Source organism: Nonomuraea monospora (assembly GCF_039531895.1).
Lineage (GTDB): Bacteria > Actinomycetota > Actinomycetes > Streptosporangiales > Streptosporangiaceae > Nonomuraea > Nonomuraea monospora.
Map to the genome: position 1 here is coordinate 209007 of NZ_BAAAQX010000012.1, position 12423 is coordinate 221429.

At 72.6% G+C, this 12423-nt stretch carries 13 protein-coding genes; 8 read left to right on the top strand and 5 right to left on the bottom strand.

Going from position 1 to position 12423, the window contains the following annotated elements; translation table 11 throughout:
* The first annotated feature begins 33 nt into the window (after positions 1–33).
* The 5 genes from ABD331_RS24700 (at position 34) to ABD331_RS24720 (ending at position 5375) form a co-directional block, all read left to right on the top strand.
* Complete coding sequence (locus ABD331_RS24700; protein WP_344478917.1) at positions 34–1203, top strand: flavin-dependent oxidoreductase; 1170 nt, start codon at positions 34–36, stop codon at positions 1201–1203.
* Positions 1200–1652: a DUF3237 domain-containing protein gene (locus ABD331_RS24705; RefSeq protein WP_344478919.1), complete on the top strand. Its 453-nt coding sequence runs from the start codon at positions 1200–1202 to the stop codon at positions 1650–1652. Before ABD331_RS24700 ends, ABD331_RS24705 begins: the two co-directional genes overlap by 4 nt.
* Positions 1653–1673: 21 nt before the next feature.
* Entirely contained in the window at positions 1674–3275 is a 1602-nt protein-coding gene (locus ABD331_RS24710) for a CocE/NonD family hydrolase (protein ID WP_344478922.1), read from the top strand.
* 235 nt (positions 3276–3510) lie between these two features.
* Positions 3511–4209, top strand: coding sequence for a sulfotransferase family protein (locus ABD331_RS24715; protein ID WP_344478924.1), 699 nt, complete (start codon positions 3511–3513; stop codon positions 4207–4209).
* Entirely contained in the window at positions 4206–5375 is a 1170-nt protein-coding gene (locus tag ABD331_RS24720) for a glycosyltransferase family 4 protein (protein ID WP_344478927.1), read from the top strand. Before ABD331_RS24715 ends, ABD331_RS24720 begins: the two co-directional genes overlap by 4 nt.
* A gap of 20 nt (positions 5376–5395) precedes the next feature.
* On the opposite strand, the gene ABD331_RS24725 is transcribed toward ABD331_RS24720, so the two are convergent.
* From ABD331_RS24725 to ABD331_RS24740, 4 genes are read right to left on the bottom strand one after another with little or no spacing between them, the layout of a single operon-like run.
* Complete coding sequence (locus tag ABD331_RS24725; RefSeq protein ID WP_344478930.1) at positions 5396–6598, bottom strand: FAD-dependent oxidoreductase; 1203 nt, start codon at positions 6596–6598, stop codon at positions 5396–5398.
* 39 nt (positions 6599–6637) lie between these two features.
* Complete coding sequence (locus ABD331_RS24730; protein WP_344478933.1) at positions 6638–7360, bottom strand: maleylpyruvate isomerase family mycothiol-dependent enzyme; 723 nt, start codon at positions 7358–7360, stop codon at positions 6638–6640.
* Positions 7360–8232: a fumarylacetoacetate hydrolase family protein gene (locus ABD331_RS24735; RefSeq protein ID WP_344478936.1), complete on the bottom strand. Its 873-nt coding sequence runs from the start codon at positions 8230–8232 to the stop codon at positions 7360–7362. Before ABD331_RS24735 ends, ABD331_RS24730 begins: the two co-directional genes overlap by 1 nt.
* Positions 8229–9377 carry a cupin domain-containing protein gene (locus tag ABD331_RS24740; protein WP_344478939.1) on the bottom strand — a complete coding sequence of 383 codons (1149 nt, stop codon included), beginning with the start codon at positions 9375–9377 and terminating at the stop codon, positions 8229–8231. The genes ABD331_RS24735 and ABD331_RS24740 overlap by 4 nt, the downstream gene beginning before the upstream one ends.
* 75 nt (positions 9378–9452) lie before the next feature.
* Between ABD331_RS24740 and ABD331_RS24745 the strand changes: the two genes are divergently transcribed.
* Positions 9453–10217, top strand: coding sequence for an IclR family transcriptional regulator (locus ABD331_RS24745; protein ID WP_344478943.1), 765 nt, complete (start codon positions 9453–9455; stop codon positions 10215–10217).
* Positions 10218–10290: 73 nt separating this feature from the next.
* Complete coding sequence (locus ABD331_RS24750) at positions 10291–10560, top strand: hypothetical protein (protein ID WP_344478945.1); 270 nt, start codon at positions 10291–10293, stop codon at positions 10558–10560.
* Between the two features lie 3 nt (positions 10561–10563).
* Here ABD331_RS24750 and ABD331_RS24755 read toward each other — a convergent pair whose 3' ends face one another.
* Entirely contained in the window at positions 10564–11115 is a 552-nt protein-coding gene (locus ABD331_RS24755; protein WP_344478948.1) for a CGNR zinc finger domain-containing protein, read from the bottom strand.
* A gap of 120 nt (positions 11116–11235) precedes the next feature.
* Here ABD331_RS24755 and ABD331_RS24760 point away from each other — a divergent pair, with 120 nt between their 5' ends.
* Positions 11236–12234, top strand: coding sequence for a nucleoside hydrolase (locus tag ABD331_RS24760; RefSeq protein ID WP_344478951.1), 999 nt, complete (start codon positions 11236–11238; stop codon positions 12232–12234).
* Positions 12235–12423: the final 189 nt, after the last annotated feature.

The window sequence follows — 12423 nt, forward strand, 5'->3', positions numbered from 1 at the left end:
TGTTTCGGCCATAACAATCTCAGGGGAGGGCCAGTGCGCATCGTCATCGCCGGAGCCGGCATCGGCGGCCTGACCGCCGCACTCAGCCTGCACGCGGCGGGCTTCTCCGACGTGACCGTGCACGAGGCGGCCCGCGAGCTCAAGCCGCTCGGCGTCGGCATCAATCTGCTCCCCCACGCCGTACGCGAGCTGACCGAACTGGGCCTGGCCGACAGGCTGGCCGGGATCGGCGTCGCCACGGCCGAGCTGGCCTACTTCAACCGCTACGGCACGCCGATCTGGTCCGAGCCGCGCGGCCTCGACGCCGGGTACGCCTGGCCGCAGTACTCCGTGCACCGGGGCCGCCTGCAACTGCTCCTGCTGGAGGCGGTGGTGGAGCGGCTGGGCGCGGACAGCGTACGGACCGGGAGCAGGATCACCGGGCCCGGCGGGGAGGACCTGCTGATCGGCGCCGACGGCATCAACTCGGCCGTGCGCGCGCACCTGTACCCCGGCGAGGGCCCGCCGCCGTGGAACGGCCTGGTGTTGTGGCGCGGCACCACGTACGGCGAGCCGTTCCTGACCGGCCGGTCGATGATCATGGCGGGCGACGGGACGCAGAAGTTCGTCGCGTACCCCATCGAGACCGGCGAGCGCACTCTGATCAACTGGATCGCCGAGCGCCCGCTCGACGGCGAGCCGCCCGAGCGCGGCAACTGGAACCGCCCCTGCGACCTGGCCGAGGTGGGCAGGCACTTCGCGGACTGGCACTTCGACTGGCTGGACGTGCCGGGCATCATCGCCGGGGCCGAGACGGCCTACGAGTACCCGATGGTGGACCGCGACCCGCTGCCGAGCTGGACGAGCGGGAAGGTCACGCTGCTCGGCGACGCGGCCCACGCGATGTACCCGATCGGCTCGAACGGCGCGTCCCAGGCCATCATCGACGCCCGGGTGCTGGCGTACGCGCTGGCCCGCGGCGACCTGTCCGAGTACGAGCGGCTGCGGCGGCCCGCCACGACGGCGCTGCAACTGTCGAACAGGCAGATGGGCCCCGAGGTGGTGATGAAGCTGGCGCACGAGCGCGCGCCCGGCGGGTTCGACGACGTCGAGCAGGTCGTGCCGCTCGCGGAACGGGCCGAGATCGCGGCCTCCTACAAGCGCACGGCGGGCTTCGACCCGGCCTCGCTGAGCGCGCGGCCGTCCTGGAGCGTCACCCCATGATGGGCCTCGAACCGCTGGCCAGCTTCCATGTCGAGCTGGACCCCATCCTCGACCTGGGCGACTCGCCGTGGGGCCGCCGCCGGGTGATCAACATCGTGGGCGGCTCGTTCGACGGGCCCCGCCTGTCGGGCGTCGTGCTGCCCGGCGGCGCCGACTGGCAGGTCGTCCACGCCGACGGCGCGATCAGCGTCGACACCCGCTACACGCTGCGCACCCACGACGGCGCGCTGCTCTACATCTCCACCAGCGGCGTGCGGCACGGCCCGCCCGAGGTGCTCGGCCGGCTCGCGCGGGGCGAGGAGGTGGACCCGTCGGAGTACTACTTCCGGCTGTTCTGCCGTTTCGAGACCGGCGACGAGCGGTACGGCTGGCTGAACCGTACGCTGGCGGTGGCCTCGGCGGCCCGCGCCGCCTCCGCGGTCCGTTACGACGCCTACACCCTGACCTGACCCGACCGGAGAGGCCCCCCGATGCCGAAGCTCGACCGCTCGCCGATGCGCGTCACCGCCGAGTACGACACCCCGATGCCGATGCGCGACGGCACCGTGCTGCGCGGCTCGGTGCACCGCCGCGCCGAGGGCGGGCCGTTCCCCGTGCTGCTGGCGCGCAGCCCGTACGGCGAGGGGCCGTTCCGGGCGGTCCCGCTGACGGCGGCGCTGGAGGCGGGGTTCGCGGTGGTGCTGCAGCACTGCCGGGGGCGCGGCACCAGCGACGGCGAGTTCCGGCCGTGGCTGGACGAGGGCGACGACGGTTACGACACGATCGCCTGGATCAGGTCGCAGCCGTGGTCGAACGGCGAGGTCGTGATGACCGGCATGTCGTACCTGGCGGGCTGTGCCCTCCAGGCGGCGGCCACCCGCCCGCCGGGACTCAAGGCGGTGTACGCGGCGATGACCCCGCACGACTTCCACGACGGGCTGAAGTACCACGGCGGTGCGCTGGCCCTGGGCTCGGCGCTCAACTGGGGCGCGATGCAGGCGGCGCTCGGCCTGATGCACGCCGCCGAGGCGGGCGAGGACGTCGGCGCGGCGTTCGGCGAGCTGCTGCCCGCCATGACGGACCAGGCCGCGGCGGTGCGGACGCTGCCGCTGGAGGCGGTCCGTGGCATCCCGTGGTGGCACGACTGGATCTCCCACCCCGAGCGCGACGCGTTCTGGGAGGGCCTGGCCGAGACGCTGCGCCACGACCGGATCGAGGCGCCGGTCATGCACGTGGCGGGCTGGTTCGACCTGTTCCTGTCCGGCACGCTGGAGAATCACCGCCGGCTGGGCGGCCCGCTGGTGATCGGCCCGTGGTCGCATCTGACGGCGGCCTCGTCCGGCACGGGCCGGCTGGACTTCGGGTTCGCCGCCTCGGCGCCGGCGGTCCAACTGGAGCAGCGGCAGCTCGCCTTCCTGCGGGGGCGCGACACGGGGCCGGCCGTGAAGATCTTCGTGATGGGCGACGACGTGTGGCGCGACGAGGAGTCCTGGCCGCTGGCCCGCGCCGTCGAGACCCGCTACCACCTGCACTCCGGCGGCCTGCTCTCTCCTGAGCCGCCCGCGCCGGGCGCGGAGCCGGCGGCGTTCACGTTCGACCCGCGCGACCCGGTGCCCACTGTCGGCGGCCCGACCCTGCTGGCCGACCCCACGAACGTGGGCCCGCAGGACCAGCGCGACGTGGAGCGCCGCGCCGACGTGCTCTGTTACACCTCCGAGGTGCTCGAGTCCGACCTGGAGGTGACCGGCCCTGTGACGGTGACGCTGCGCGCGCAGACCTCGGCCGCCGCCACCGACTGGACGGCCAAACTGGTGAACGTGCATCCGGACGGGCGGGCGCTGAGCGTGACCGACGGCATCGTGCGCACCTCGACGTCGTCCGGGACGTACACGATCGACCTGGTGGCCACCAGCCAGGTCTTCAAGGCGGGCCATCGCGTCCGGGTGCAGATCTCCAGCTCCAACTTCCCCCGCTTCGACCGCAACCCGGGTACCGGCCGCCCCGCGGCGTCGGCCACGGAGGCCGATCTGGTCGTCCAGCACCAGCGGGTGTTCCCGGACTCGTGGATCACCCTGCCCGTGGTGCCGCGTTAGACGGTCGTTCTTCTTCAGGCAATCTCCAGGTAGGACGGGTACTCTCCCGGGCATGAAGTGGCAGCGCACAATAAACGGGGCGCTGGCGAGGTACACAGGATTCCAGTTCAACCGAGTAGGTAAAGCAGGGCAAGCGGCTACGACGAAAGCGCCGGAAAAGGCTGCGGTCAAACGACCGGAATCGCCTTTCCGGCCGCCGGCGGATCCGAAGACCGATCGCCTCGTGCAGGCGCCGGTGTTCATCATCTCCCCGGTCCGATCGGGCTCGACGCTGCTGCGGGCGATGCTCAACGCTCACCCGGACCTGCATGCTCCGCACGAGCTGCACGTACGCCGGTTGAGAGTGGAATTCGACACCTCGCTGGCGGAGAAGGCCATGGAGGCACTCGGCCACGACAAGGCCGACCTGGAGCACCTGCTCTGGGACCGGGTGCTCCACCGGGAGCTGGTACGCAGCGGCAAGCGGTACATCGTCGAGAAGACGCCCGCCAACGCGTTCGCCTACGAGCGCCTGGCCGCGTGCTGGCCGGCCGCCCGGTTCATCTTCCTGCTGCGCCACCCCGCCTCGATCGCGTCCTCCTGGTACGAGGCCAGCCCCGGCAAGCGGACCCCGGAGGAGGCCGCCGCCGACGCGCTGCGGTACATGAAGGCGGTGCAGCGGGCCCGCAAGGCCCTGCCCGGCCTGACCGTCCGCTACGAGGAGCTGACCGAGGACCCCGAGCGCATCGGCCGCGGCATCTGCGAGTTCCTGGAGATCCCGTGGGCGCCCGAGCTGCTGTCCTACGGCACGCCCGACGTCGTGACCAAGGGCCTCGGTGACTGGAAGGACAAGATCCGCTCAGGAACGGTACAACGCGGACGGGACCTGCCCCGCGCCGAGGAGATCCCTGATGTGCTGAAGGACATGTGCAGGCACTGGGAGTACCTGACGTGAGAATCCGCTACATGCTGCTGCACGCCTACGGCATGGGCGGCACCATCCGCACCGTGGTCAACCAGGCCAACGCGATGGCCGCGGCCGGCCACGACGTCGAGATCGTCAGCGTCGTCCGGCGCAGGAACGAGCCACAGTTCGCGATCGACCCGCTGGTGCGCCTGTCGACGCTGGTGGACCAGCGCGAGGGCGTCACCGCCGACTCCCTGGCCCGCAAGGTGTGGCGCCGGGCGCGCGGCAAGATCGTCCCGTACGGCGAGTTCGCGGCCGAGTACTTCACCGAGCGCGTCGAGGCGGCGGTCATCGAGTACGTCTCCGGGCTGCGTGACGGCATCCTGGTCACCACCCGCCCCGCGCTCAACCTGATCGCGGCCCGCCGCGCCTCCTCCAGCGTGATCCGCGTCGCCCAGGAGCACATGAACCTGGCCTCCTACCACGAGCGGGTCCGCGAGCAGATCGTCCGCCACTACGACCGCTTCGACGCGGTGGCGGTGCTGACGGAGACCAGCCGCCGCGAGTACCGCAAGCTGCTGAAGGACACGCCCGTCGTGCGCATCCCCAACGCGGTGCACATGGACGAGCGCAAGCACTCCGACCAGAGCAACAAGATCGTGATCGCCGTGGGGAGGCTGGTGCCGCAGAAGGGCTTCGACATGCTCATCCCGGCCTTCGCCGCCACCGCGGAGGAACACCCGGAGTGGAAGCTGCGCATCTTCGGCACAGGGCCGTCCAAGGAACGGCTGCAGAAGCGCATCGACGAGGCCGGCGCGGGCGACCGGATCAAGCTGATGGGCCGCAGCAACCGCATCCACGAGGAGCTGGCCAAGGCGTCGGTCTACGCGCTCAGCTCCCGGATCGAGGGGCTGCCGATGGCCATGATCGAGGCGATGGGGCACGCGCTGCCGATCGTCGCCTTCGACTGCCCGACCGGGCCCGCCGACGTGCTCACCCCCGGCAAGGACGGGCTGCTCGTGCCGCCGCGCAACGTGCCCGCCATGACCGAGGCGCTGGACCGGGTGATGGCCGACCGTGAGCTGCGGCTGCGCCTGGGAGCCACCGCGGCCGAGACGGCGTACGGGTACACGCCGCACGTCGTGATGCCGCTGTGGGAGAAGCTGTTCACCGCGCTGGCCAACGGCGAGCCGCTCGACACCAACGCCCGCTAAGGCGGACGCGCCTCCCCCGCTCAGGCCGCCGGGAACATCGGCGGCTCCTGATCGGGGGTGAGCGCGGTCGGCCCGAAGAGCCAGTCCACGTAGCTGTAGTCGTGCACCTCGCGCTCACGCAGCACCCCGTTGCGCCACAACCGCTTCTCGCCGTCGTGGTGCCACAGGTCGCCCCACGCGCGCGCGGTCGTCAGCACGCGGCGGCAGTGCTCGGGACGCACCGCGTTGTACGCGGCCAGCGCCGCGTCCCAGTCACCGCCGCTCACGTGCTCCGACAGCACCCAGGCGTCCTCGATGGCCATGACCGCCCCCTGCGCGAGGTACTGCAGCGGCGGGTGCGCCGCGTCCCCGGTAAGGGCGATCCTGCCGGTGACCCAGTTCATGATCGGGTCCCGGTCGAACATCCGCCACCAGCGGTCCCGCCACATCAGCGGCAGCCCGGCGCGCACCTGCCCGCAGGTCCGCTCGAAGGCCGCGTCCAGCTCGTCGGGGGTGCCCCAGTCGGCCTCCCCCGCCAGCGCCTTCGGCGACTCGAACACCGCGACCTGGTTGAACATCTCGCCCTGGCGCAGGGGGTACTGCACGAAGTGGCAGCGGGGGCCGACGTGGACGACCACGTCCTTGGTGTGCACGTCGAGGTCGACGACCCGGTCGATCGGCACGGCGCCCCGGTAGGCGACGTACGCGGAGTTGACCGGCTCGTCGTCGCTGAGGATCCGGCGGGCCACCGAGTGCAGGCCGTCCGCCGCGATGACCACCGCGCCGTACTCCCGCCCCCCGGCGTGCACGGCGACCGCGCCGCCCGCGGCCTGCTCGTACCCCGTCACCGCGACGTCGGTGACCAGGTCCACGCCCGCCTCCCGGCAGGCGCGCAACAGCGTGCCGTGCAGGTCGCTGCGGTGGATCACCATGTACGGGAAGCCGTAGCGCCGCTCCACGTCGTGCAGGTCCAGCCTGGTCAGGACGCTGCCGTCGAGGGCGTCCTTCATGACGATGTTCTCCGGGAGCACGCCCAGCGAGGTGATCTCGTCGAGCAGGCCCCAGCGGTCGAGGATGCGGGTGCAGTTGGGCGCGATCTGCAGGCCCGCGCCGACCTCGCCGAACTCCTGCGCCCGCTCCAGCACCCGTACGCGCAGGCCCTTGCGGGTGAGCGCGAGGGCGTTGGACAGGCCGCCGATGCCGCCGCCCACGACGACCACGTCGGCGTCGTTACTGGTCACCATGAGGTGCTCCTTTCATCGTGTCGCGGCGACGGGTGGCCGCTAGAGCCATCGGGGCAGCGGGGGTGCGGGGCGGTCGCCCGGTCCTGGGGCGCGGCCGGAGAGGTAGGCCGCCAGTTCGGCGAGCGTGCCGGTGACCTCGGCGGGGTCACCGGCACGCTCGCTGGCACCGGCGACGGTCCAGGTGTCACGCGCGTCGGTCGCCGTGAGGGTGAGTGCCGGGCCGTCGCCCGCGCCCGACCGCTTGGCGGTGATGTCGTCGATCAGGGCGGTCAGGAAGTCGGCGGGCAGGTCGCCGAACCCCACCCCGGCCCCGAGATCGACGGCGTGCACCATGACCTCACGCGCCCGCAGCCAGGCGATCTCCGTCGCCGGCACGGTACGGCCCTGCGCGGTGCGGACCGGCCGGCTCCACTGCCGCTCGTCCAGCTCCGACAGCCGCCGGTCGAGCTGCTCGGCGGAGGCGGCGGCCCAGGACCGCAGCTCGGCCGGGGAGCGCACCGCGCCGGCCTGGATGTCGGCGTCGCGCTGCTCGAACGAGGTGTACATCGGGCGTTCCTCGCCGGTGCGCGCCCAGTGCGCCAGGTTGACCAGCGCGTCGGCGTTGGCGGCGACGTGCGCGACGAGGTGCCGGCCCGTCCAGCCGGTGAGCGCCGTGGGCCGGTCCAGCCGGTCGTCCGGCAGGCCCGCCAGCGCGGCGGAGAACGTCTTCCCGCCCTCGGCCATCCAGCGCAGGCTGTCGGCCAGGCTCCGCTGACCGGCCATCAGGGGGCGTTCCCAGAAACGGCCTGAGCGCCGAACTGGGTGACCGGTTCGGCCACGGCCTTGGACTCCGAGCGGCCCAGGCCGGTGATCTCGGTGGCCAGGACGCTGCCCTCGGCGAGGTACCGGGCGGGCTTGCGAGCATGCCCCACCCCACCCGGCGTACCGGTCGCGATGACGTCGCCCGGGTTCAGCGTGAGGATCGTGGAGACGTAGCGGACCAGCGCGACCGGATCGAAGACCAGGTCCGAGGTGTCGGCCCGCTGCACCACCTCCCCGTCCACCTCCCCGGTGAGGGTGAGCGACGGCCGGACGCCCCCGGGCAGCTCGTCGGGCGTGACCAGGTAGGGCCCGAACGGCGTGCTCGCCTCCCACGTCTTGCCCTGCAGCCACACCGGCGACCGGTACTGCCAGTCGCGCATGGTGACGTCGTTCAGCACGGCGAACCCCGCGATGGCCGCCTCGGCAGCGGCCTCGTCGGCGCGGCGGACGCGCGCGCCGATGACGACGGCCAGCTCGGCCTCCCAGTCCACCTGATCGGACTCGGGCGGCAGCAGGATCTCGTCGTACGCGCCGATGAGCGCCTCGGGGTACTTGGCGAACAGCGTCGGGTGCGCGGGCAGCTCCCGTCCCATCTCCAGGATGTGCTTGCGGTAGTTCAGCCCGATGCAGACGATCTTGCCGGGCCGGGGCACGACGGGCGCGAACCCGGCGCTGCCGACCGCCTCGCCAGCCGCGCGGGCGGCGCGCTGCGCCCAGTCCGGCTGGGCGAGCAGCTCGCCCACGTCGGCGAGGCCGAGGTCGACGAGGGTGTCCCCGTCCACGCGCACGGCCCTGGTACGGCCGTCGGCGGTGCGGATGGTGGCGAGCTTCATGCGTTGTTCCCTTCCACTGCGACGCGGTCGAGGTGCAGTGCCTCGAAGACCGGCCCGTCGCTGAACCTGAACAGATCGAGGGCGCCCGAGTCGGAGTCGGACGCCGAGGCCTGCGACCTGGCGGAGAACGGCTGCCAGGACGGCACCACGAACAGGTCGCCGCGGGTCACCGACCACGAGGTGTCGCCGACCGTGACGCGTCCGCTGCCGTCGAAGACCTGGTAGACCGAGGAGCCGGCCTCGCGGCGGGGCGCGGTCTCCGCGCCGGACCTGACGCGGTGCATCTCGGCCCTGATGGTGGGCAGCACGTCGCCGCCGGTGGTGGGGTTGGTGTAGCGGACGGCGGCGTGGCCGGGCTCGACCGTCCCCGCGTACCCCTCCGACTCCAGGTCGAGCTGGTCGGCCAGGGCGCGGTCCGTGTCGGCCCAGCGGTAGGCCAGCAGCGGGGTGCCGGGCCGCGGTCCTGGCGCGCAGACGGGGCGCAGGCCCGGGTGCCCCCACAGCCGTTCAGAACGGGAACGGTCCGGGGTGATGCGCTCGGCGTCGGAGATGCGGTCCCTGCCGAACTCGAAGAACTGGGCGTCCACGGCGTACTGGAACGGGATGTCGAGGCCGTCGATCCAGGCCATCGGCTCGGCGGCGCCGTTGTGGTGCGCGTGCCAGGCCCAGCCGGCCTGCGGCAGGAAGTCGCCGCGCCGCATCGGCACCGGGTCGCGTCCGACGACGGTCCACACGCCCTCGCCCTCGACGACGAACCGGAACGCGTGCTGGGTGTGGCGGTGCTCGGGGGCGTCCTCGCCCGGCATCAGGTACTGGATCGCGGCCCACAGCGTGGGCGTGGCGAAGGGCCGGCCGCCGAGTGACGGGTTGGCCAGCGCGATCGCCCGCCGCTCGCCGCCGCGGCCGACGGGCACCAGGTGTCCTGCCTGGTCGGCGAGGGTCAGCAGGCTCTGCCAGCGCCACAGGTGCGGGACGGCCTTGGAGCGCGGATGCGGGGGCATCAGGTCGCCGATCTCGGTCCAGAGCGGGATCAGCAGCTCCTGCTCGAAGCCGCGGTAGAGCTCCTCCAGCGCGGGCGACGGCGGCGGCTGGTCGGGGGCGTCGACCACGGCGAGGCGCACGGGATGGTTCGCGGTCTCGGTCATTCTTCTGGCTCCTTCTCGGTGACACGCGTTGCCAGCTTGTAGCCTGGGCGTACCAGAAGAACAGGACATTCTGCTGTGAAGAATCCGCCCAACTACGCCATCCGCAGCGTCGACCACGCGCTGCACCTCGCTGTGCTGCTCCAGGTGGAGGGCCCGCTCAGCGTCGGCGAGGCCGCCGAACGGCTCGGCGTGGCCCCGTCCACCGCGCACCGGCTGCTGGCCATGCTGGTGTACCGCGACTTCGCGGTGCAGCTCGAGGATCGCCGGTACGCGGCCGGTCCCGTGCTCTCGCTGGGCGCCAGCTCCCTGTCGCACACCTCGCGGCTGCGCGCGGTCGCCATGCCGCACCTGTCGGCGCTGGTGGAGCGGGTGCGTGAGAGCGCCAACCTGGTGATCCTGTCCGGTGATCACGTACGGTTCATCGGCACGGTGGAGTGCAGCCAGGCGCTGCGGGTGGGCAATCGCGAGGGCATGGTGTTCCCCGCCCACCTGGCGTCCGGGGGCAAGGTGCTGCTCGCCGACCTGCCGTCCGAGCGGCTCGACGTGCTCTACAGCGAGGAGAAGTGGGCCGACCGGCCCGAGCAGCGGCCCAACCTGGTGGCGTTGCGGCGCGAGCTGCGTACGACGCGGGAGCGGGGGTTCGCGATCAACGCGGGCCGTACGGAGGCGGGCGTCACCGCCATCGGCCGGGCCGTGCGCGGCCCGGACGGCACGGCGCAGGCGGCGGTGTCGGTGTCGATGCCCGCCACGCGCTTCTCCCGGGACCGGCTGCCCGGCCTGGTCGGCGCGCTGGCCGTGACGGCCCGCGACATCGAGGAGGAGATGCGCGGCCCCGCTTGACGATGGATTATTCACATCATCCGATGACAAACCGCACCTGGATGGTCCCCGCGCCCGCTCCTACGGTCGGGGTATGTCTCTCAGCCGCATCGCCGCCACCGGACTGCTGGCCATCTCTTTCACCGCCGCGCCCGCCTGGGCGGACGGGTCGCACGAGTGCTTCTCCGGCGTCCGCACCTGGGACGGCGAGTACTACACCCTGTCCGCCTCGGGCTGCGCGGGGGCGGGCTACTACCAGGTGACCGTGATCGTCAGGGTCGGCGAGGCCCAGGGCGCGCACTTCTGCGCGAACGTCTTCTCCTGGAACGGCACCCTGACCGGCAACCGGTGCCGCCCCGCGTGAGGGTCAGTGCGCGTCGGCCGCCTGCTTCTTGCGCGCCCGGTACGCCGCCGCCTTGATCTTGTTGCCGCACGACTCCATGCCGCACCACTCGCGCCGCCCGCCGCGCGACCGGTCGATGAAGACCTTGGTGCACTCGGGGTTCGCGCACTCCTTCATCAGCGGCACGTCGGGCCCGCTGAGCAGCTCGATGGCGTGCCGCGCCACCGTGGACAGCGCCTGCTCCGGAGTGGCCTCGGTCCAGCGTCCGCCACCGGTGAGCTGGGGCGTCGCGGGCGGGGTGCGGGCGGCCTCGTTCACCAGCGCGAGCGCCTGGTCGTCGTAGCCGTCGCCGGCGAGCCTGGCGGTGACCAGCGAGTAGATAGCCTCCCGCACCGACACGGCCCGCGCGAGGTCGCCCTCCTGGCAGGAGGGCGCCGCGTTGACGAGGCCGCACTCCACGTACCACGCGTCGAGCGTGGCGGGGGCGTCCAGCGTCTCGAAGCGCGCCGTACGGCGGGCGCGCATCGTGCAGGCGAAGTCGAGCGCGGGGTTGCCACACAGGAAGACATGTTTCACATCACCAGTCTGACAGGTGACGTCATGTTCGCGCAAACGCCGGGGCGATGAGGGCGAAATGAAACAGCTTCGCGTTTGACTGGAGCCCGTCCGGATCATCCCAATCCTCCCGGGACTCCCATGAGAAGACTCCTGCTGGCCCTCCTCCTCGCCCTGGCCGCCCTCCCCGCGACCGCGGCCCACGCCCGTCCTCCCGCGGTCATCTTCGACACCGACATGGACTTCGACGACGCCGCCACCCTCGCCTACCTCGCCCAGGAGCACCGGGCGGGCCGCATCGACCTGCGCGCCATCACCGTGACCAACGGCGGCGCCGGCTTACCCGGCCGGGCCATCAGGCACGCCCGCTGCCTGGCCGAGCGGCTCGGCCTGCGCGGCGTGCGCATCGCCGACGGCTCGGGCACCGGCCCGAACTCCTTCCCCGCCGACCTGCGGCAGCTCTTCGACCGGGTGCTCACCGCCGCCACCCCCGGCTGCGCGGGCGACGATACGCCGTCGGCGGTCCGCGCGCCCGACCTGATCAGGAAGCTGCTGCGCGACGACCCCGCCACCCGGATCATCGTCACCGGGCCGCTCACCAACCCGGCCGCCGCGCTGCCGCACTCCGCCGCCGTGCTGACCTCGATGGGCGGCGCCGTGCACGTCCCGGGGAACCTGTGCTGCGGCACTCCGGCCGAGTTCGACGGCACGCAGGAGTTCAACTACTGGCTCGACCCCGCCGCCGCGCGGGCCGTGCTCACCGGCAGCCGGGGCGCCGTCCGCATGGTGTCGCTGGACGCCGCCAACGAGGTCCCGATCACCGCCGCCTTCCTGGACCGGCTGGCCGCCGACCACGGCACCCCGGCCGCGGACACCGTCCTGGAGATCGTCACCCACCCCGAGGTGCTGCCGCTCATCGAGCAGAACCTGCTCTACTGGTGGGACCCGCTCGCCGCGATGAGCGCCGTCCGCCCCGGGCACGTGGAGTTCACGTACGGGCGCGTGGACGTGGTGCTGAACGGCCCGTCAGCGGGACGCACCGTCCTGTCGCCGTCGGGCGGCCTCATCCGGTACGGCACGGCCGCCGGCACCGCCGCCTTCGAGCAGCGCTTCCTCGACACCCTCAACGGCCGGCCCTAGACGTATCGACCCGCGGGGTTGTCGCACCCCTGGCGCCGGCGACCGGTTCGCGGCCTTCTTCCGCGAAGCCGGTCCACCGGCGCCGGGGCTCGCCGTGTCGGTCCCGCGGCGGCCGACCCGGAGTCTCCCGCGTACGCGTGTGCCGCCCGGCCGATCAGCGGCGCGCACGGCGCTGTGCGTCACCTGCCG

Coding starts and splice junctions, on each gene's coding strand:
- ABD331_RS24705 (WP_344478919.1), top strand. CDS start 1,200: ATGATGGGCCTCGAACCGCTGGCCAGCTTCCATGTCGAGCTGGACCCC.
- ABD331_RS24710 (WP_344478922.1), top strand. CDS start 1,674: ATGCCGAAGCTCGACCGCTCGCCGATGCGCGTCACCGCCGAGTACGAC.
- ABD331_RS24725 (WP_344478930.1), bottom strand. CDS start 6,598: ATGGTGACCAGTAACGACGCCGACGTGGTCGTCGTGGGCGGCGGCATC.
- ABD331_RS24730 (WP_344478933.1), bottom strand. CDS start 7,360: ATGGCCGGTCAGCGGAGCCTGGCCGACAGCCTGCGCTGGATGGCCGAG.
- ABD331_RS24735 (WP_344478936.1), bottom strand. CDS start 8,232: ATGAAGCTCGCCACCATCCGCACCGCCGACGGCCGTACCAGGGCCGTG.
- ABD331_RS24740 (WP_344478939.1), bottom strand. CDS start 9,377: ATGACCGAGACCGCGAACCATCCCGTGCGCCTCGCCGTGGTCGACGCC.
- ABD331_RS24750 (WP_344478945.1), top strand. CDS start 10,291: ATGTCTCTCAGCCGCATCGCCGCCACCGGACTGCTGGCCATCTCTTTC.
- ABD331_RS24760 (WP_344478951.1), top strand. CDS start 11,236: ATGAGAAGACTCCTGCTGGCCCTCCTCCTCGCCCTGGCCGCCCTCCCC.